The organism is Mesorhizobium sp. B2-5-4 (genome assembly GCF_006441095.1).
Taxonomy (GTDB): domain Bacteria; phylum Pseudomonadota; class Alphaproteobacteria; order Rhizobiales; family Rhizobiaceae; genus Mesorhizobium; species Mesorhizobium salmacidum.
In genome coordinates, this window is record NZ_VFUR01000001.1 from 300057 (window position 1) to 319831 (window position 19775).

General features: G+C 61.4%; 22 protein-coding genes. 19 read left to right on the forward strand and 3 right to left on the reverse strand.

Going from position 1 to position 19775, the window contains the following annotated elements; all coding sequences use genetic code 11:
• Positions 1 to 97 precede the first annotated feature (97 nt).
• Positions 98 to 757, reverse strand: coding sequence for a 5-formyltetrahydrofolate cyclo-ligase (locus tag FJ492_RS01515; protein ID WP_140768141.1), 660 nt, complete (start codon positions 755 to 757; stop codon positions 98 to 100).
• A 165-nt stretch (positions 758 to 922) separates the two neighbouring features.
• Between FJ492_RS01515 and FJ492_RS01520 the strand changes: the two genes are divergently transcribed.
• A complete protein-coding gene (locus FJ492_RS01520; protein ID WP_140768143.1) occupies positions 923 to 2188 on the forward strand; it encodes an NAD(P)/FAD-dependent oxidoreductase in 1266 nt (421 codons plus the stop codon).
• A gap of 151 nt (positions 2189 to 2339) precedes the next feature.
• The gene (locus tag FJ492_RS01525) at positions 2340 to 4319 is read left to right on the forward strand and encodes a bifunctional 2',3'-cyclic-nucleotide 2'-phosphodiesterase/3'-nucleotidase (protein ID WP_140768145.1); all 1980 of its coding nucleotides are present in this window, start codon (positions 2340 to 2342) and stop codon (positions 4317 to 4319) included.
• 152 nt (positions 4320 to 4471) lie between these two features.
• Here the strand turns inward: FJ492_RS01525 and FJ492_RS01530 are convergent, their stop codons facing one another.
• Entirely contained in the window at positions 4472 to 5728 is a 1257-nt protein-coding gene (locus FJ492_RS01530; protein ID WP_140768147.1) for a cyclopropane-fatty-acyl-phospholipid synthase family protein, read from the reverse strand.
• A 333-nt stretch (positions 5729 to 6061) separates the two neighbouring features.
• On the opposite strand from FJ492_RS01530, the gene FJ492_RS29415 reads away from it, so the two are divergent.
• The 6 genes from FJ492_RS29415 (at position 6062) to FJ492_RS01555 (ending at position 9256) form a co-directional block, all read left to right on the forward strand.
• Positions 6062 to 6196, forward strand: coding sequence for a hypothetical protein (locus FJ492_RS29415; RefSeq protein ID WP_263489212.1), 135 nt, complete (start codon positions 6062 to 6064; stop codon positions 6194 to 6196).
• 134 nt (positions 6197 to 6330) lie between these two features.
• Positions 6331 to 6621 (forward strand): Dabb family protein, encoded by a 291-nt coding sequence (locus tag FJ492_RS01535; protein WP_140768149.1) that lies wholly within the window; start codon positions 6331 to 6333, stop codon positions 6619 to 6621.
• A 180-nt stretch (positions 6622 to 6801) separates the two neighbouring features.
• Complete coding sequence (locus FJ492_RS01540) at positions 6802 to 7686, forward strand: VOC family protein (protein ID WP_140768151.1); 885 nt, start codon at positions 6802 to 6804, stop codon at positions 7684 to 7686.
• Positions 7683 to 8525: a 3-deoxy-8-phosphooctulonate synthase gene (gene kdsA, locus FJ492_RS01545; RefSeq protein WP_140768153.1), complete on the forward strand. Its 843-nt coding sequence runs from the start codon at positions 7683 to 7685 to the stop codon at positions 8523 to 8525. Before FJ492_RS01540 ends, kdsA begins: the two co-directional genes overlap by 4 nt.
• Before the next feature lie 78 nt (positions 8526 to 8603).
• Positions 8604 to 8807, forward strand: coding sequence for a dodecin family protein (locus FJ492_RS01550; RefSeq protein ID WP_027145611.1), 204 nt, complete (start codon positions 8604 to 8606; stop codon positions 8805 to 8807).
• Between the two features lie 83 nt (positions 8808 to 8890).
• Positions 8891 to 9256, forward strand: a complete 366-nt coding sequence (locus FJ492_RS01555) for a PRC-barrel domain-containing protein (protein ID WP_140711519.1) — start codon at positions 8891 to 8893, stop codon at positions 9254 to 9256.
• A gap of 57 nt (positions 9257 to 9313) precedes the next feature.
• Here FJ492_RS01555 and FJ492_RS29420 read toward each other — a convergent pair whose 3' ends face one another.
• The gene (locus FJ492_RS29420) at positions 9314 to 9439 is read right to left on the reverse strand and encodes a hypothetical protein (RefSeq protein WP_084636826.1); all 126 of its coding nucleotides are present in this window, start codon (positions 9437 to 9439) and stop codon (positions 9314 to 9316) included.
• 201 nt (positions 9440 to 9640) lie between these two features.
• Between FJ492_RS29420 and eno the strand changes: the two genes are divergently transcribed.
• The 11 genes from eno to lipA all read left to right on the forward strand — a co-directional run bounded on the left by eno (position 9641) and on the right by lipA (position 19726).
• The gene (gene eno, locus FJ492_RS01565; RefSeq protein WP_140768155.1) at positions 9641 to 10915 is read left to right on the forward strand and encodes a phosphopyruvate hydratase; all 1275 of its coding nucleotides are present in this window, start codon (positions 9641 to 9643) and stop codon (positions 10913 to 10915) included.
• Between the two features lie 152 nt (positions 10916 to 11067).
• Positions 11068 to 11391 carry a septum formation initiator family protein gene (locus tag FJ492_RS01570; protein ID WP_140711520.1) on the forward strand — a complete coding sequence of 108 codons (324 nt, stop codon included), beginning with the start codon at positions 11068 to 11070 and terminating at the stop codon, positions 11389 to 11391.
• A 190-nt stretch (positions 11392 to 11581) separates the two neighbouring features.
• Positions 11582 to 12619: a pyruvate dehydrogenase (acetyl-transferring) E1 component subunit alpha gene (pdhA, locus tag FJ492_RS01575; protein ID WP_027146759.1), complete on the forward strand. Its 1038-nt coding sequence runs from the start codon at positions 11582 to 11584 to the stop codon at positions 12617 to 12619.
• Positions 12620 to 12633: 14 nt separating this feature from the next.
• Positions 12634 to 14031, forward strand: a complete 1398-nt coding sequence (locus tag FJ492_RS01580) for a pyruvate dehydrogenase complex E1 component subunit beta (protein ID WP_140711521.1) — start codon at positions 12634 to 12636, stop codon at positions 14029 to 14031.
• 12 nt (positions 14032 to 14043) lie between these two features.
• Positions 14044 to 14331 (forward strand): hypothetical protein, encoded by a 288-nt coding sequence (locus tag FJ492_RS01585; protein WP_140505258.1) that lies wholly within the window; start codon positions 14044 to 14046, stop codon positions 14329 to 14331.
• A 3-nt stretch (positions 14332 to 14334) separates the two neighbouring features.
• Positions 14335 to 15720, forward strand: a complete 1386-nt coding sequence (locus tag FJ492_RS01590) for a pyruvate dehydrogenase complex dihydrolipoamide acetyltransferase (RefSeq protein WP_140768157.1) — start codon at positions 14335 to 14337, stop codon at positions 15718 to 15720.
• A gap of 13 nt (positions 15721 to 15733) precedes the next feature.
• A complete protein-coding gene (locus FJ492_RS01595) occupies positions 15734 to 16147 on the forward strand; it encodes a hypothetical protein (RefSeq protein ID WP_140768159.1) in 414 nt (137 codons plus the stop codon).
• Positions 16148 to 16151: 4 nt separating this feature from the next.
• Complete coding sequence (locus FJ492_RS01600) at positions 16152 to 16787, forward strand: SGNH/GDSL hydrolase family protein (RefSeq protein ID WP_140505263.1); 636 nt, start codon at positions 16152 to 16154, stop codon at positions 16785 to 16787.
• A 16-nt stretch (positions 16788 to 16803) separates the two neighbouring features.
• Positions 16804 to 18267 (forward strand): dihydrolipoyl dehydrogenase, encoded by a 1464-nt coding sequence (gene lpdA, locus FJ492_RS01605; RefSeq protein ID WP_140711523.1) that lies wholly within the window; start codon positions 16804 to 16806, stop codon positions 18265 to 18267.
• A 99-nt stretch (positions 18268 to 18366) separates the two neighbouring features.
• Positions 18367 to 18624: a GlsB/YeaQ/YmgE family stress response membrane protein gene (locus tag FJ492_RS01610; protein WP_027142753.1), complete on the forward strand. Its 258-nt coding sequence runs from the start codon at positions 18367 to 18369 to the stop codon at positions 18622 to 18624.
• A gap of 136 nt (positions 18625 to 18760) precedes the next feature.
• Positions 18761 to 19726, forward strand: a complete 966-nt coding sequence (gene lipA / locus FJ492_RS01615) for a lipoyl synthase (protein WP_027142752.1) — start codon at positions 18761 to 18763, stop codon at positions 19724 to 19726.
• Positions 19727 to 19775: the final 49 nt, after the last annotated feature.

Here is a 19775-nt window from a genome sequence, read left to right on the forward strand (position 1 = left end):
CGCTTCCGGTGCTCATGGACCCAAATGTCCGCTGCGCTCCGGTTCTCGAAACACCTCCATATGACTCACATGACCGAGCTTCGAAACGGGCTCTAACTTACGCCGTGGCAGCCTCCGTCACGATCCGGTCCATGGGGATGTCGTGCCACTGCGGATAGATGGTGGCGATGCGCTGCAATTCGTAGCCGACGCCGATGACCAGTGGCTTGAACGACATGGCGGCCAGCGTGCGGTCGAAGAAGCCGCCGCCATAGCCCAGCCGATAGCTTGCCGGATCAATGCCGACAATGGGCGAGATCACGATGTCCGGCAGCACCGGATCGCCTTCGGCCGGGATCGGGATGTTCCACACCCCTTTCTCCAGCCGGTCGCCCGGTTTGTAGGCGCGAAAGATCAACGGCTGACCCTTTTCGACAACGATGGGCAACGCGGTGCGGCCGCCTTGCGCGTTGATCGACGCCATCCATGGCCGCAAATCCGGCTCGCCGCGAAACGGCCAGTAGAGGCTGACCATCCGGCCTGCTACGCCACCGATCACTGCCTCGAGGCCTTCCGCGATGCGTTGCGACATTGCCGTTCGCGCTTCGGCGGAAACGGCAAGGCGCGCCGCGATCAGACGCTCACGCTCGGCCTTGCGCCAGCGCCTGACGTCGGTCCAGTCGCTGAGCGGTGGTTGGAACGCGGGATCGAGCTCATGCAGGAAGCAGGGTGGCGAGGCATACTGTGCCGGACCCTGTTCGTCATGATCTTTAGCCATGCCTCACCTCATCTCGCGTTCGATGACGCTATACCTCGCGATACGATACAACATGCGCATTCACGACATGGCACGACGAGTCTCGCGCACTGTCCTGCCATTGTTGCATTGCACAAAAATACCTACATCTAGGCAGGCAATCTAGCCCATCCAAGGGTGAACGAAATGAGCGATGCCAGACACCATGTCGTCGTCGTCGGCGCCGGGTTCGGTGGCCTTGAATTCACCCGCGCGCTGGCCGGTGTACCAGTGCGCATCACCATGATCGACAAGCGCAACCATCATCTGTTCCAGCCGCTGCTCTATCAGGTGGCAACCACGGCGCTGGCGACCTCGGAGGTTGCCTGGCCGATCCGCCATCTCCTGCGCAAGCGCAAGGATGTGACCACGCTGCTGGCCAATGTCACGGGAGTCGACCGGGCCGGCAAACGTGTTTTGCTCGACGATGGCAGCACCGTCGCCTACGACACGCTGGTGCTCGCCACCGGCGCGCGCCACGCCTATTTCGGCCATGACGAATGGGAGCCTTTCGCACCGGGCCTGAAGACATTGGAGGACGCCACCACCATTCGGCGCCGCATTCTTCTGGCCTTCGAGCAGGCGGAGCGGGAACCCGACCCCGCTAGGCGCCAGGCGCTGCTGACCATTGCCATCGTCGGCGGCGGGCCGACCGGCGTCGAACTTGCCGGAACCATTGCCGAACTGGCGCATGACACGCTGCGCGGCGAATTCCGCAACATCGATACGCGCCAGACGCGCGTGGTGCTGATCGAGGCCGGCGACCGCATTCTGGCCAATTTCGCGCCGACGCTCTCCGACTATGCCGGGAAGGCGCTCGAACGGCTTGGTGTTGTGGTCGAGCTTGGCCGGGCCGTCACGCGCTGCGATGCCGAAGGCGTGGTTTTTGGCGACACGGTTCTGCCGGCACGCACGATCCTGTGGGCAGCCGGCGTCGCCGCTTCGCCCGCCGCCGAATGGTTGGGAGCGAAGGCGGACCGAGCCGGCAGGGTCTTGGTCGAGCCTGATCTCAGTGTGCCCGGCAGCCCGGAAATTTTTGTCATCGGCGACGCAGCGCTTGTGCTGCGGCCCGACGGACGGCCGGTGCCCGGCGTGGCACCTTCCGCCAAGCAGGAGGGACGGCATGTTGCCGCGACCGTCAAGGCCAGGCTTGCCGGCGACACGAGCCCGCGGCCTTTCCATTACAAGCATGCCGGTGATCTGGCGACGATCGGCAAGCGCGCGGCCGCGATCGATTTCGGCTGGATCAAGCTGACCGGCTGGCTCGCCTGGTGGCTCTGGGGCATCGCCCACATCTATTTCCTGATCGGTTTCCGCAACCGGCTTGCGGTTTCGCTGAGCTGGCTATGGATCTACGTCACAGGCCAGCGCAGCGCCCGGCTGATCACCCAGGGCGACGACGACAAGATCTGACTTTCTTCACCGCGCTTTTCATCGGGCCGTCATCTGTAGCTGATGGATTGGCGTGCCGATGCGCGCGACTTCTTGAGTGGACTTGAGCCGGTTTCAGCGCGAAGTTCGCCTCGGGGCAGGGCTTGTCAGGTCGTCGAAGTAAGGAGAAAACATGTCGCAACTGCTCCGTCCCGTCTCTCGCCGTGGTCTCCTTGCGGGGGCCGCTGCCACAGGGGCGCTGATCATGCTTCATCCCTTCTCCGCCCGTGCGCAGGCCAACCAGGCGCATCTGAGAATCATGGAAACCACCGATATCCATGTGAACGTGCTGCCCTATGATTACTACGCCGACAAAGCCAATGATACGATGGGCCTGTCGCGCACGGCGTCCCTGATCGACGCCGTCCGCAAGGAAGCCGCGAATTCGATGCTGATCGACAATGGCGACCTTTTGCAGGGCAATCCGATGGGCGACTACATCGCCTATGAGAAGGGCCTGAAGGAGGGCGATCTCCATCCGATCATGAAAGGCATGAACCTGCTCGGCTATGAGTGTTCGACACTTGGCAACCACGAATTCAACTACGGCCTGTCCTTTCTGGACAAGGTACTGGCCGGCGCCAATTTCCCGTTCGTCTGCGCCAATCTCATCCGGGGCACCGAGCTTGCCGCCAACCCGCGCGACGACAAGCTCTACCTCAAGCCCTACATAATCCTGGACAAGAAGATTAAGGACGGGTCAGGCGCGGAACAGCCGATCAGGATCGGCATCATCGGTTTCGTACCGCCCCAGATCATGATCTGGGACCTCAAGAATCTCGAAGGCAACGTCAAGACGCGCGACATCGTCGAGGCGGCGAAGGCCTGGGTGCCGCAGATGAAGGAGGAGGGTGCCGATATCGTCATCGCGCTCTCGCATTCCGGCATCGACGTCAAACAGGGTGACATGATGGAGAACGCCTCGTTCTTCGTCGCCGGCGTCGAAGGCATCGACGCCGTCTTCACCGGCCACCAGCACCTGGTCTTCCCCGGCAAGAAGGATTTCCAGGCGCTAGAGGGCGTTGACGCACAGAAGGGGACGCTGCAAGGCAAACCCGCCGTCATGGGCGGTTTCTGGGGCTCGCATATGGGCCTGATCGACCTGATGCTGGAACGCGACGGGTCGAAGTGGAAAGTGGTCTCGGCGACATCGGAGGCGCGGCCGATCTTCGAGCGTGTCGACAACAAGAACAAGCCGATCGTCCCGGACGACAAGCGCATCATTGCCGCTGTCGAGCAGGACCACGAGGCGACGCTCGCCTATGTGCGCCGCCCTGTCGGCAAGACCTCGGCGCCGCTCTATTCCTATTTCGCGCTGGTGGCCGATGATCCGTCGGTGCAAATCGTCAACCAGGCGCAGAGCTGGTATCTCAAGGATATCCTGAAGAGCACCCAGTGGAAGGACGTGCCGATGTTGTCGGCGGCGGCGCCCTTCAAGGCTGGCGGGCGCAGCGGCGCCGACTACTACACCGACGTGCCGGTGGGCGACATCGCAATCAAGAACGTCGCCGACCTCTATCTCTATCCGAACACGGTTCGCGCGGTTGAGATCACGGGTGCGCAGGTGAAGGAATGGCTGGAGATGTCGGCCGGCATCTTCAAAAAGATCGAGGCAGGGAAGGCTGACCAGCCGCTGATCGACCCTGAATTCCCCTCCTATAATTTCGATGTCATCGATGGCGTCAGCTACAGGATAGACCTGTCGCAGCCGCCGAAATACGATTCGAAGGGCGGCGTCGCCAATGCCGGTTCCAATCGAATTGTCGACCTGAAATTCGACGGCAAGCCGATTGATCCAGCAGCGAAATTCATCGTTGCGACCAACAACTATCGTGCCGGCGGCGGTGGCAATTTTCCCGACATCAATGCCTCGAAGATCATCTACGAGGCGCCTGACACCAACCGCGACGTCATCGTCCGCTACGTCATCAGCCAAGGCACCATCAACCCGACGGCGGATGGCAACTGGTCGTTCGCGCCGTTGCCGGGAGCCAGCGTCGTCTTCGAGACAGGCGTCAAGGCAAAGGACTTCATTGCCGATGTGAAGTCGCTGAGGATCGAGCCTGCCGGCGAGGGCGAAGCTGGTTTTGCCAGATATCGCATTTTTCTCTGATAAGGCCGTCAAAGCCGGATGCGGTCAGTCTTGGCCGCATCCCCAGGCCTCCAGTCAGCTCTTTGGAGGGTGGGCGGCGCGGATCGCCCTTGATCACCGGCATGACAAGATCCAGCGCATCCGTGGAAAAGCCGCTGTCAGCCTGGCCAGCCTTACGCCTTGTAGACCACCTGGCGCACGTCGATATAGCTGGTGCGAAAACCGGCCTCGCAATAATGCAGGTAGAATTCCCAGAGCTTCTTGAAACGATCGTCGAAGCCGAGCGGCACGATCTTTTCCCACGATCCCCGGAAACGCTGGCGCCATTCGGAAAGCGTGCGGGCATAGTCCTCGGGGAAAACGCGTTCGCGTAGATGGGCAAGGCCGTGCGTTGCGCCAAGCGACTTCAAGATGGACGGCGTCGGCAGCATGCCGCCCGGGAAGACGTAGCGCTGGATGAAATCCGGCCTGGCGCGGTAGGTGTCGTAGGCGGCTTCGTTGATGGTGATGATCTGCAGCCCCGCGGTGCCGTCGGGCTTCAGGCAAGCCTTCATCTTGGAGAAGAATACCGGCCAGTATTTCTCGCCGACAGCCTCGAACATCTCAATCGAGGCGATGCGATCGTAAGTGCCGGTTTCATCGCGGTAATCTTGCAGCTTGATGTCGACCTTGTCGGCAAGCCCGGCCTTGACGATGCGTGCCTTGGCGAAATCGTGCTGCTCGCGGCTGATGGTCAATCCGGTAACCCGGCAGCCGATTTCGCGCGCCGCGAATTCGGCAAAGCCGCCCCAGCCGCAGCCGATCTCCAGCACATGATCCTTGCCACTTATGCCCGTATCCCTGGCCAGCTCCCGGTATTTGGCGGCTTGGGCGCTCTCGAGATCGTTGGCGCCATTGGCATAAAGCGCCGAGGAATAGGTCATGCTCGGGTCGAGCCATTCCTTGTAGAAGGCGTTGCCGAGATCGTAATGCGCCGAGATATTGCGCTTCGACCCCGTGCGGGTGTTCTCGTTGAACCAGTGGCGGATGCGCTGGACCGTGTTGATGAGCCAGCTGGCGCCGCCCGCGACGCGTTCGCCGATCGCCGAGTTGACCACAAACAGTTCGAGGAAGCTGGTGACGTCAGGGCTTTCCCAATCGCCGTCCATATAGGATTCGGCAACGCCGATCGTGCCGCCGGAAAAGGCGCGGCCTGGCAGACGCCAGTTCTTGAGCACGAGTTCGGCGTCGGGACCCGGCGCCTTGCCGCCGACGAGAACGGCGCGGCCGTCCGGCATCCTGACCTTCAGCGATCCGCGCGGCAGGCTCATGGCCGCCGACAGCACCATGCGCGCCTTGGCCGGCAGGCCCTTGACGATCTCGGCGAAATTGAATTCATCGAGCCTGACCGCTTCGCTCGGCACTATGCCGTGATGTTCCCCGTGTCCCATTCCATGCCCCTGGATCTCCGTGGCGTCGGCGCAATTGCCGAGCTACGGTTCCCTTGGATCATCCGCCGGGTTCGAACGCCCTTGCCTCGACCGGTAGCTTGCGGATCCGGCGACAGGCGGGCTCGAACGAAAGCGCGCCCCTTAGCCAGAGCTTCAGCGCTTCCAGTGAATGCCTGCCACAATCTTCCACGTCATGAGGGGGAACTTCAAGAGGCATGCCGAAAGCTGGGCCGTGCCACGCGGCGCCCGGCATCTGACGCCTTGCGTAAGGTCGCTGCAGCCCAATCAAAAAACGCCTATGGCAGCAGCAGCGCTAGTGCGATAGCTTTAGCCATGCGTTATGTAATTGTCATTGCCGCCATCGCGTTCTTCCTGATCTGGGACGGCCTCTACAATCAGGGCCGGTATCTCGACGTCACGGTCAGGGAGGTTTCCCATGCGGTGCGCTACGTCACCGGCAAGACCTAGACATCCCCTTCAAATTGGCAGCTGAGGTCCAGAACCGATCGAGGCGCGTCGCAAGGACGTGTGGCGCCATGACCGGTTGACGCGAAGAGACCGCCGTCACAAAAGACCCCGACATTCAGATCGAGGAGGCGGGATTGATCCGGCATATCGTTTTCTTCAGCGCACGGCGCAAGGAAGATGTGGAAGCAGTTCGCGCCGGGCTGCTGGCGCTCGGCGATATTCCTCATTCCAGCCTTTTCGAGGTCACGTTGAACACCAAGGTCGACCCGCTGTCGGATGAAGTTGATGTCGTCGTCTACGCGGAATTCGCCGATGACGCGGCGCTGGCCGCCTACAAGGCGCACCCGCTCTATGCGCAGACCACCAGCAACGTCAAACCAATGCGCGAACTGCGCTATTCCGCTGATGTCGTGGCCGGAAGCTGATCCAGCGCTTGCTCCAGAAGGTGCCGTTCGCGGCGCCCCGTGAAATAACCGGGCAGCATGTGAAGGCCGCCGGGAAGGTTGATGGCCTTCCGCCAGGCCCGCAATTCGTCCAGCGCGACGAGCCGCCGCCGGCGACCAAGGTCTTGAACCGATCTTCCGAATGATGCACATCGCGCTTCCATGACCTCATCAGGCATTCATCCGCTCGATCATCTGGTTTTGCCGACACAGAGCCTCGATGCCGCGCGCGCCCGGCTCGACGCGCTTGGCTTCGTCGTCGCTCCGACCGGCGTCCATCCCTTTGGCACGGAAAACTGCTGCGTTTTCCTTGCTGACGGCACCTATCTGGAGCCGCTTGCGATTGGCAGTGAACAGGCTGCGACAGAGGCGGCTGCCGAGGGCAATGTCTTCGTTGCGCGCGACCGCCTCTATCGCGAAAGCCATGGCAACGAGGGATTTTCCGCGGTGGTTCTTGGCACGGACAATGCCGATGGCGACCATGAACGCTATGTCAAAGCTGGCCTGTCGGCGGGAGACACGCTGAGCTTCTCGCGAACCTTCACCGACGCGGCGGGCAAAAGCGATACGGCCTCGTTCAAGCTCGCCTTTGCTGCGGCTCACGGCCAAACGGACGCATTTCTTTTTACCTGCCAACGCGTCAATGCGCCGAAAGTGGACCGCGCAGCATTGCAGGCTCACCCCAACGGCGTCGACGGAATTGTCGAGGTGATTGCAATCAGCGGCGGCGCCCCAGCCGAGCAGCACCGGCTGATTTCAGTGGCGGTCAACGACCCGTCCGCCGATACGCAAGGCGGCGCTTTTCATCTGCCGAACGCGATCTTGACCGTCCTGGACGCCGCCTCTTTCACGGCGCGCTTTGGAATGCCGGCCGGGGTGCCATCAGAATTGCGCTTCGCCGCCGTGGTTTTTTCAATCCGCGACATTGACGCCGCCGCAAGCCTGCTTGCGGCCAATGCCATCGAACACGATATGTCGGGCAATGACATTATCGTGCGGCCGGCACCCGGGCAGGGCGCGGCTTTCATCTTTCGGGAGATCCAATGAGCAACCCCCTGGCGCCCAATTCGTCGGTAACCGTCGGCAATGTCGTCTTCGACAATGCGGGGCCCCTCGCGCTGATCGCCGGCCCGTGCCAGTTTGAATCGCGCCAGCACGCCTTCGATATGGCCGGTGCGCTGAAGGAACTGACCGGCAGGCTCGGCATCGGCCTCGTCTACAAGACGAGCTATGACAAGGCCAACCGCACGTCTCTTTCGGCAACGCGTGGTGCCGGCATGGACGCCGCGCTTCCCGTCTTCGATGAATTGCGCAAGGAATTCTCGCTTCCCGTGCTGACCGATGTCCACACCGAGGAGCAGTGCGCGATTGTTGCTCCGCATGTCGATGTGCTGCAGATACCGGCGTTCCTGTCGCGCCAGACCGATATGCTGGTCGCCGCCGCAAGGACGGGCAAGGTCATCAATGTCAAGAAGGGGCAATTCCTCGCGCCTTGGGACATGAAGAACGTGGTCGCCAAGATCACCGGTTCCGGCAATGCCAATGTGCTGACCACCGAGCGTGGCGCTTCTTTCGGCTACAACACACTGGTGTCGGATATGCGCGCTCTGCCTGTCATGGCCGAGATCGGCGCCCCGGTGATCTTCGACGCCACCCATTCGGTGCAGCTGCCGGGCGGGCTGGGCGGGTCGTCTGGCGGGGAGCGCCGCTTTGTCGAGACGCTGGCCCGCGCGGCCGTTGCCGTCGGCGTTGCCGGCGTCTTTATCGAGACCCATCAGGACCCCGACAATTCGACCTCTTCCGATGGTCCCAACATGGTGCCGCTGAAAGACATGCCGGCACTGCTGGAAAGGCTGATGGCCTTCGACAGGATCGCAAAGGGCTGAAAAGCCGCCGCCTTGTAGCGAACAAGCCCCGGTTATACGCTTTGTCCTGCAAATGAGCGTTTTGGCAGGAGGAAGCCAATGTCTGTCGCCCGCGTCACCGAAATCACCTCGTCGTCCAGCAAGAGCTTTCAGGACGCCATCGAGCAGGGAATTGCGCGCGCCTCGAAGACCCTGAAGAACGTCGAGGGCGCCTGGATCCAGGACCAGAAGATCGTTGTCGAGGACGGCAAGATCACCGCCTATCGCGTCAACATGAAGGTGACTTTCATCCTCGCTGAGTGATCAGGCAGCCACCAAAAAGTCGGGAACTTTCGCCCGCGCCCCTCATTGTCAGGCAGAGATCAACGACAACGAGGAGTACGATAATGACTACCCAGACAGGCCACACCGAAGCCATTGCCGCTTCGCGAGTCATCGGCACTACCGTCTACAACACCCAAGGCGACAGCATCGGCAGCATCGAGGATGTCATGCTCGACAAGACGTCGAATGGCATCATGTTCGCGGTGATCGGTTTCGGTGGCTTTCTCGGCATTAGCGAGAAGTACCACGCCATTCCTTGGGCAAGCCTCGACTATGATGAGGCAAGAGGCGGCTATGTCGTACCCTTCACCAAGGAACAGCTGAAGGCAGCGCCTGCCCATTCGATCAACGAACTGGCCGGCGCGGATGGCGAGAGCGCGCGCGACGAGTCCTATCGGTATTACAAAGTCAGGCCCTATTGGCATTGACGCCACAATCGAAAAAGGGGGTCGTTTCGACGGCCCCCTTTTCGATTCAAGGCAACGCTACTCGCTGATGTGCGAAGCCGCCAAAGGCGCAAAAGCTTTTGGCGGTGACTGCTGATTGTCGCATGACGTCAGGAACGCCGCGGCGATCAGGAACAGACTGACGATACCGCTCAACTCAGACATGGCGAAACTCCTCCTGTTTCGCCCCGCGCGACAACATCCATAACCTGGAATTCGCGTGTGGTGGCATGACTTATGATGACAGAAACTTGCGCTTCGTGAATCGAGCGAACGGCAATATTCGGCCAGGGCCCGATTGCCTTTTGCGTCGCTTTGGCTAAGACGGGCGCGACCCCTTTCTCCAGATCAATCGAGGACATCGTAATGACCGCCATCATCGATATTGTCGGGCGTGAAATCCTGGACAGCCGTGGAAACCCGACCGTGGAGGTCGATGTCGTTCTCGAAGACGGTTCGATGGGCCGCGCCGCTGTGCCGTCGGGCGCCTCGACCGGCGCCCACGAAGCCGTCGAACTTCGCGACGGCGGCGCCCGCTATCTCGGCAAGGGTGTGCTGAAGGCCGTCGAGGCGGTCAATGGCGAACTGTTCGAGGCGATCGGCGGCATGGAAGCCGAAAACCAGATCCATATCGATCAGATGATGATCGAGCTTGACGGCACGCCCAACAAGAGCCGGCTCGGCGCCAACGCCATTCTGGGCGTTTCGCTGGCGGTCGCGAAAGCCGCGGCCGATGCCGCCGGCCTGCCGCTCTATCGCTATGTCGGCGGCACCAAGGCGCATGTCCTGCCGGTGCCGATGATGAACATCATCAATGGCGGCGCGCATGCCGACAACCCGATCGACTTCCAGGAATTCATGATCCTGCCGGTCGGCGCGCCGACGCTGCGCGAAGGCGTGCGCTGGGGTTCGGAAATCTTCCACACACTGCGCAAGAAGCTGAAAGATGCCGGCCACAACACCAATGTCGGTGACGAGGGCGGCTTCGCGCCGAACCTGAAGAGCGCGCCGGTGGCGCTCGACTTCATCATGGAATCGATCGAGAAGGCCGGATTCAAGCCGGGCGAAGAGATCGCGCTCGGCCTCGATTGCGCCGCGACCGAGTTCTTCAAGGACGGCAACTATGTCTATGAGGGCGAGAAGAAGACGCGCGACCCCAAGGCACAGGCCAAGTACCTCGCCAAGCTCGCCGCCGATTATCCGATCATCTCGATCGAGGACGGCCTCGCCGAGGATGACTGGGAAGGCTGGAAATACCTGACCGACCTGACCGGCAAGAAGACGCAGCTTGTCGGCGACGATCTCTTCGTCACCAACACGGCGCGCCTGCGCGATGGCATCCGCATGGGTGTCGCCAATTCGATACTGGTCAAGGTCAACCAGATTGGCTCGCTGACCGAGACACTCGACGCGGTCGAGACCGCGCACAAGGCAGCCTACACGGCCGTCATGTCGCACCGTTCGGGCGAGACCGAGGATTCGACCATCGCCGATCTTGCCGTCGCCACCAATTGCGGACAGATCAAGACCGGCTCGCTGTCGCGCTCCGACCGCATGGCCAAATACAACCAGTTGATCCGCATCGAGGAAGAACTCGGCAAGCAGGCGCGTTACGCCGGCAAGTCGGTGATCAAGAGCTGATCCGGCCGCACATTGTCGATATGGAGAGGGCGGGACATCCCGCCCTTTTTCATTTCAGGCCCGACTGGGCGGCCTCCCGTAACCGTCCGTTAAGCACAATCAGGCGAAAAAGGCTTCGAGCCGTCTGAGTTCGCGGCCATGGGGAATCGGTCATGTGGACGCGTCAGCACAAGCAGAGAAACACCGGCCGGCTGATCATTCCCTCGCTCTGCGTGGCGTTCCTGGCCTATTTCGGCTTTCATGCCTATCATGGCGAATTCGGCATCAATTCCAAATACAAGCTGGAGGCCGAGACGGTCGCGCTGCAGGGTCAGCTCGTTGCGATCAAGGCGCGCAGGACGGAGCTCGAACGGCGCGTCAAGCTCATGCATGATGGCACGCTGGAGAAGGACATGCTCGACGAGCAGGCGCGCAAAGCGCTCAATTTATCCCAACCTGATGAGATCACCATCATGCTGCCGGTTTCGGCGAAGTAACCACTTTTCGGTTAATCGGCAATATTTCAATGATTTTAACCGCTTAGGCGCATGTCAGCTATGCAATTTCGACATGGCGGAACGCCTTTCTACGTGTTAGCCTCCCATAAATCGAAGGGGAGGGCGATCTCCCCGGAGCAGGTTGACCTTGCTCCAGTGTCCGCAAAGAGACGCCAACAGGGAGTGATGCATGGCCAACGCAGCCAGAAAAGCGCCTGCCAAATCGAAATCCGACGGCAAATCCGGTCTGTCGGCACCCAAGCCTGCTGACTTCACCAAGGACGAAGAGCTTGCCGCCTACCGGCACATGCTGCTCATTCGCCGCTTCGAGGAAAAGGCCGGCCAGCTCTACGGCATGGGCTTCATTGGCGGCTTCTGCCATCTCTATATCGGCCAGGAAGCCGTGGTCACCGGCATGAAGATGGCGCTGATCGACGGCGACCAGATGATCACAGCCTATCGCGACCACGGCCACATGCTGGCGATGGAGCTGTCGCCGCGGGGCGTGATGGCCGAGCTGACCGGACGCCGCGGCGGCCTTTCAAGGGGCAAGGGTGGCTCCATGCACATGTTCTCCAAGGAAAAGCATTTCTATGGCGGTCACGGCATTGTCGGCGCGCAGGTGTCGCTCGGCACCGGCCTGGCCTTCGCCAACCGCTATCGCGACAACAACAATGTCTCGCTGACCTATTTCGGCGACGGCGCCGCCAACCAAGGTCAGGTCTATGAGAGCTTCAACATGGCCTCGCTGTGGAAGCTGCCGGTGATCTACATCATCGAGAACAACCGCTACGCCATGGGCACATCGGTTTCGCGCTCGTCGGCGGAAACCAATTTTTCGCATCGCGGCGCCTCGTTCAAGATTCCGGGCATCCAGGTCGACGGCATGGACGTGCGTGCGGTGAAGGCGGCCGGCGATTTGGCTACCGAGTGGTGCCGTGCCGGCAACGGACCCATCATTCTCGAAATGCAGACCTACCGTTATCGCGGCCACTCGATGTCCGACCCGGCGAAATACCGCTCCAAGGAAGAAGTCCAGAAGATGCGCTCCGATCATGATCCGATCGAGCAGGTCAAGGCGCGGCTCATCGAGAAAAAGTGGGCAACCGAGGACGAACTCAAGACCGTCGACAAGGAGGTTCGCGACATCGTCGCCGACGCCGCCGAATTTGCCCAGCACGACGCCGAGCCGGATCCGTCCGAGCTCTGGACCGATATCGTATTGTAAGGGAGGGCCAGGACATGCCGATCGAAATTCTCATGCCCGCGCTCTCGCCGACCATGGAAGAGGGCAATCTTTCCAAATGGTTGAAGAATGAGGGCGATAAGGTCGTCGCCGGTGACGTGCTCGCCGAAATCGAAACCGACAAGGCGACGATGGAAGTCGAAGCCGTCGATGAAGGCACGTTGGGCAAGATCCTGATCGCCGCCGGCACCGAAGGCGTCAAGGTCAACACGCCGATCGCCGTTCTGCTGCAGGACGGCGAGAGCGCGGCCGATGTCGGCAAGTCCGCGGCTCCCGCCAAGGCGGAAGCACCGGCAATGGCGGAAGCGCCGGCCGAGGACAAGGCGGAGGTGGCAAAGCCAGCCGCCGCACCCGTCGCGGCCGCACCGAAAACGGAAATCGCCGCCGATCCCGATATTCCTGCCGGCACCGAGATGGTCTCGACCACGGTGCGCGAGGCGTTGCGCGATGCCATGGCGGAGGAAATGCGCCGCGACGGCGATGTCTTCGTGATGGGCGAGGAAGTCGCCGAATACCAGGGCGCCTACAAGATCACGCAAGGCCTGCTGCAGGAATTCGGGCCGCGTCGCGTCGTCGACACGCCGATTACCGAACATGGTTTTGCCGGCGTCGGCGTCGGTGCGGCGATGGCTGGGCTGAAGCCGATCGTCGAGTTCATGACCTTCAACTTCGCCATGCAGGCGATCGACCAGATTATCAATTCGGCTGCCAAGACGCTCTATATGTCGGGCGGCCAGATGGGCGCGCCGATCGTGTTCCGGGGGCCGAACGGCGCGGCGGCCCGTGTCGCCGCGCAGCACTCGCAGTGCTATGCCGCCTGGTACAGCCACATTCCGGGCTTGAAGGTCGTGATGCCATATACGGCGGCCGACGCCAAGGGCTTGCTCAAGGCGGCGATCCGCGATCCGAACCCGATTATCTTCCTCGAGAATGAGATCCTCTACGGCCAATCCTTCGACGTGCCGAAGCTGGATGATTTCGTGCTGCCGATCGGCAAGGCGCGCATCCACAAGGCAGGTAAGGATGTCACCATCGTCTCCTTCGGCATCGGCATGACCTATGCCGTCAAGGCTGAAGCCGAGCTGCGCGGCATGGGCATCGATGCCGAGATCATCGACCTCAGGACCATCCGTCCACTCGATCTCGACACCGTCATCGCCTCGGTCAAGAAAACTAACCGGCTGGTCGTGGTCGAAGAAGGCTACCCGCAGAATTCGGTCGGCGACCATATCGCCAACCAGGTCTCGCAACGCGCCTTCGATTTCCTCGACGCGCCGGTCATCACCATTGCCGGCAAGGACGTGCCGATGCCCTATGCGGCCAACCTCGAAAAGCTGGCATTGCCGAATGTCGGCGAGGTCATCGAGGCGGTTAAGGCGGTCACATATCGCTAGGGAGCAATGCGGATGCTGTCTTTCTGGACGTTGGCAGCCATCATTGTTCCCACTGTCGTGGTCGCATTTTTCGTGCGATCGATGACCGGGAAATTCGATGCGGTTTTGTTGATGCTCAGCGGTGCCGCGTCGCTGGTTCTTGCTATTGTGGCAACTGCTTCCGCAAAGGTCGACCAGACCGGCAGCATGATGGTCCTCGAGATGGGCAAGGGCAGCTACCATTTCGGTGTCTTGCCACCCGTGTTCATTGTCGCCACGCTGACCGTCATGCGTGGCCTTTTCAAATTCATCCAGGAGTGAGCGATGCCTATCAACATCACCATGCCGGCCCTGTCGCCCACGATGGAAGAAGGCAATCTGTCAAAATGGCTGGTCAAGGAAGGCGACAAGGTTTCGCCGGGCGATGTCATCGCCGAGATCGAGACCGACAAGGCGACGATGGAGGTCGAGGCTGTCGATGAGGGTACGGTTGCCAAGCTCGTCGTGCCGGCCGGAACCGAAGGCGTCAAGGTCAACGCGCTGATCGCCGTGCTTGCCGCCGAAGGCGAGGATGCGGGCGCTGCCGCCAAAAGCGGTGGCGATGCCGCACCGGCGAAGGCCGAAGCGCCGAAGGCTGAAGCCGCCAAGGCTGAAGCGCCGCAGCCCGAGGCATCAAAGGCCGAGACACCAAAGACCGAGGCGTCGAAGCTCGAGCCTGCCTCGGCAGCTCCAGCCACTGCCGATGGTCAGGCGGCTGGCGACCGCACCTTTGCATCGCCGCTCGCACGCCGCATCGCCAAGGAGGCGGGCCTCACCCTTTCAGCCATATCCGGCACCGGCCCGCATGGCCGGGTGGTAAAAGCAGACGTGGATGCCGCGATCGCCGGCGGTGGTGCCAAGGCAGCGCCCGCCGCCAAGGCTCCGGCTGGCGCACCAGCCGCCGCGCCGGCGGTGAAGCCAATGTCGGACGACCAGGTGCTGAAGCTGTTCGAGGAAGGCTCCTACGAACTCATTGCGCATGACAACATGCGCAAGACCATCGCGCGGCGCCTGGTCGAAGCCAAAACCACCATCCCGCATTTCTACCTGACGCTCGACTGCGAACTCGATGCGCTGCTGGCCCTGCGCACGCAACTCAATGCCGCCGCGCCGGTGAAGAAGACCGACAAGGGTGAGGCGCCTGCCTATAAGCTGTCGGTCAACGACATGGTGATCAAGGCGATGGCCATGGCGCTGAAGGCGGTGCCGGATGCCAATGCCTCGTGGACCGAGAGCGCCATGGTCAAGCACAAGCATGCCGATGTCGGCGTTGCCGTCTCGATCCCCGGTGGCCTGATCACGCCGATCATCCGGCATGCGGACGAAAAGACGCTGTCCGTCATCTCCAACGAGATGAAGGATCTGGCCAGCCGCGCCCGCAGCCGCAAGCTGAAGCCCGAGGAGTATCAGGGTGGTACGACGGCGGTCTCCAATCTCGGCATGTTCGGCATCAAGGATTTTGCCGCGGTGATCAACCCGCCGCATGCGACGATCCTGGCGGTCGGCGCCGGCGAGGAGCGGGCGGTGGTCAAGAACGGCGAGATCAAAATAGCCACGGTGATGTCGGTGACGCTGTCGACCGATCATCGCGCCGTCGACGGAGCCCTGGGGGCCGAACTGCTGGGCGCCTTCAAGAAGCTGATCGAAAATCCGATGGGCATGCTGGTCTAGGAAGGAAAAGGCTGTGCGAATATTCTTCACCAGCCTTTTTGCCTTTCTCATTTCCGGGTTGGCCGGCGGGCTGATCGCGCAATGGTTGGCCGTCGCCACCGGTGCCGAGGAAGAATACATCATCGTCTTCATGTTCTCGGTGCTGGTGACTTTTGTCGTCACCTTCGTCTTCTTCGTCGCGCAATTGACGAACGATCCGGTCGCGGCCGTGGCGACGGCGGGAAAGTGGACGCTGATTGTATTTGTGGCGCTGCTCCTCCTCTTGGTCGCGCTGATCCTCTACAGCGACAGCAGCGCCGCGGTGGTCAGGAAAGACATGCCGGTGGTTGCCGGTCTCGGTCTGCCGGGCCTGGTGACGATCATCATCCATTGGTTGTTCGTGCGCTGGCGCGTGAAGCGCGGTGTGGCCGACATAGAGGCGGGTTGAACGGATGAAGACGGTTCTTTGTTACGGCGACTCGCTGACATGGGGTTACAATGCCGAAGGCGGGCGTCATGCGCTCGAGGATCGCTGGCCAAGCGTGCTGCAAGCTGGCCTCGGCGAAGGCGTTCAGGTTATCGCCGACGGCCTCAACGGCCGCACCACCGCCTTCGACGATCATCTGGCCGGAGCCGACCGCAACGGTGCGCGGCTGCTGCCGACGGTGCTGACGACGCATGCGCCGATCGACCTGATTGTCATCATGCTCGGCGCCAACGACATGAAGCCATGGATCCATGGCAACCCGGTTGCGGCCAAGCAAGGCATCCAGCGGCTGATCGACATCGTGCGTGGCCACGACTATCCGTTCGACTGGCCGGCGCCGCAGATACTGATCGTTTCGCCACCTGTTGTAAGCCGCACCGAGAATGCCGATTTCAAGGAGATGTTTGCCGGCGGCGATGACGCCTCGGCGCAGCTCGCAGGGCAGTATTCGACGCTTGCCGACGAAGCCGGCTGCGGCTTCTTCGATGCAGCCACCGTGGCGCAAACCACACCTCTCGACGGTGTCCACCTCGACGCCGAAAACACGCGAAACATCGGCGAGGCGCTGACTTCGGTCGTGCGCGTCATGCTGGAATTGTGATTGAAGGAGAAAAACCGTGGCTGAGAACTACGACGTCATCATCATCGGCTCCGGTCCCGGCGGCTATGTCACGGCGGTGCGTTCCGCCCAGCTCGGCTTCAGGACGGCGATCGTCGAGCGCGAGCATCTCGGCGGTATCTGCCTGAACTGGGGTTGCATCCCGACCAAGGCGCTGCTGCGTTCGGCCGAGATCATGCACTATTCGGATCACCTGAAGGACTATGGCCTGAAGCTGGACGGCAAGGTCAGCGCCGACACGGCGGCAGTGGTCGATCGGTCGCGGAAAGTGTCACTGCGGCTCAATGGCGGCGTTGCCTTCCTGATGAAGAAGAACAAGGTCGACGTTATCTGGGGTGAGGCCAAGCTATCGAGGCCTCCTTCCGGTGATAAATTGGGTGAGATCGTTGTTTCCAAGACGGCCAAGAAGCCGATGGAACCGCAGCCGCCGGTGCCGAAAGGCGTCAAGGGCGAGGGCACCTACGCCGCCAAGCACATCATCCTGGCGACTGGCGCCCGGCCGCGCGCACTGCCCGGCATCGAGCCGGATGGCAAGCTGATCTGGACCTATTTCGAAGCCATGATGCCCAAGGAGATGCCGAAGTCGCTGCTGGTGATGGGTTCGGGCGCCATCGGCATCGAATTCGCCTCCTTCTACCGCACCATGGGCGCGGATGTGACAGTCGTCGAGCTGCTGCCGGCCGTGATGCCTGTCGAGGACGCCGAAGTCTCGAAGTTCGCGCAAAAGCAGTTCGAGAAGCAAGGCATGAAGATTATCCTCGAAGCCAAGGTGACCAAGGTCGAGAAGGGGGCTAACTCGGTCACCGCGCATGTCGAGATGAAGGACGGCAAGGTCGAGAAGATATCAGCCGACCGCATGATCTCCGCCGTCGGCGTCCAGGGCAATATCGAGGGCCTCGGCCTTGAAGCACTCGGCGTGAAAACCGATCGCGGTTGCGTCGTCATCGACGGTTACGGCAAGACTAATGTGCCTGGCATTTACGCCATCGGCGATGTCGCCGGCCCGCCGATGCTTGCCCACAAGGCCGAGCACGAGGGCGTCGTGTGCGTCGAGAAGATCGCGAATTTCCCCGGTGTTCACGCCATAGACAAGCTCAAGATCCCCGGTTGCACCTACTGCAATCCGCAGGTCGCCTCGGTTGGCCTGACGGAAGCCAAGGCCAAGGCCGAAGGCAAGGACATCCGCGTCGGCCGCTTCCAGTTCGCCGCCAACGGCAAGGCGATCGCGCTTGGCGAGGACCAAGGCTTCATCAAGACCATCTTCGACAAGAAGACCGGTCAGCTGCTCGGAGCGCATATGGTCGGCGCCGAAGTCACCGAATTGATCCAGGGCTTTGTCGTGGCGATGAACCTCGAAACGACCGAGGAAGAGCTGATGCACACGATCTTCCCTCATCCGACGCTGTCGGAGATGATGAAGGAAAGCGTGCTCGACGCCTATGGCCGCGCCTTGAACGCATGATAGATTCGCCGCAGGAGACTCAGCTTCGAAAGTCGCGAGATTGCGACGGCGAGGCAGTTCGTTTCCGGATGCATTTTTACTCGCGCAAGGAGAAGGCATATGCACTTGAACGGCGTGGGCTGGATCGCAGCCATCATCATCGGCGGCCTGGCAGGCTGGTTGGCCGAAATGGTTATGAAGAGCAACACCGGCATATTCATGAATATTATCATGGGCATCGTTGGCGCTGTGGTGCTGAATGCCATCCTGCAGGCGCTCAACATCGGCGTGTTCGGCGTCGGCTGGACCGCCTATCTGATCACCGGCTTTATCGGTGCCTGCCTGTTGATCTGGGTCGGTCGTCTGGTGCGCCGTTAATCGATATCGCTCCGGCTATGCGAAAACGGCTGTGGCGGCATGCGCCGCCGCAGCCTTTTTCTTTGTGTTGAAAAGTCCTAGATGACGTGAAAGTGACGATCGCCGACGAGCGGTCGCGAGAAAAGCCAGGGTTCAGATGGTCACTGTCCTCGACACGATCGCCAACGCGCCGCGGCTGCGGCATCCCGAGAAAGCGCACAAGCCCGACCAGGAGGTGTTGCGCAAGCCGGACTGGATCCGCGTCAAGGCGCCGGTTTCGAAAGGTTATGCCGAGACACGCGAGATCGTGAAATCGCACAAGCTGGTGACCGTATGCGAAGAGGCCGGTTGCCCGAATATCGGTGAGTGCTGGGAAAAGAAGCACGCCACCTTCATGATCATGGGCGAGATCTGTACGCGCGCCTGCGCCTTCTGCAATGTCGCCACCGGCATCCCGACCGCGCTCGATCCCGACGAACCGGCCCGGGTCGCGCATGCCGTCAAGCAGATGGGCCTTACCCATGTCGTCATCACCTCGGTTGACCGCGACGATCTCGCCGATGGCGGTGCGCAGCACTTCGCCGATGTCATCCGTGAGATTCGGGCGGCAACGCCTCTGACGACGATCGAAATCCTGACGCCGGATTTCCTGCGCAAGGACGGGGCGCTGGAGATCGTCGTGGCGGCCAGGCCCGACGTCTTCAACCATAATCTCGAAACTGTGCCGTCGAATTATCTGAAGGTCCGGCCGGGCGCCCGCTATTTCCACTCGATCCGGCTGCTGCAGCGGGTCAAGGAACTCGATCCGTCGATTTTCACCAAGTCCGGCATCATGGTGGGTCTGGGCGAGGAGCGGAATGAAATCCTGCAGTTGATGGACGATCTGCGCTCGGCCAATGTCGACTTCATGACCATCGGCCAATACCTGCAGCCGTCGAAAAAGCACCATCCGGTGATCCGTTTCGTCACGCCCGAGGAATTCAAATCCTTCGAGACGATCGGCAAGACCAAGGGTTTCCTGCTGGTGGCGTCGAGCCCGCTGACGCGCTCGTCGCATCACGCCGGCGACGATTTCGCCCGGCTGCGCGCGGCGCGCGAAGCGCAGCTCATGAAAGCGCTCTAATGCATGTCGCCCAAAAGTGACCTCGGTTTTGGGAGAACGACGTGCATAA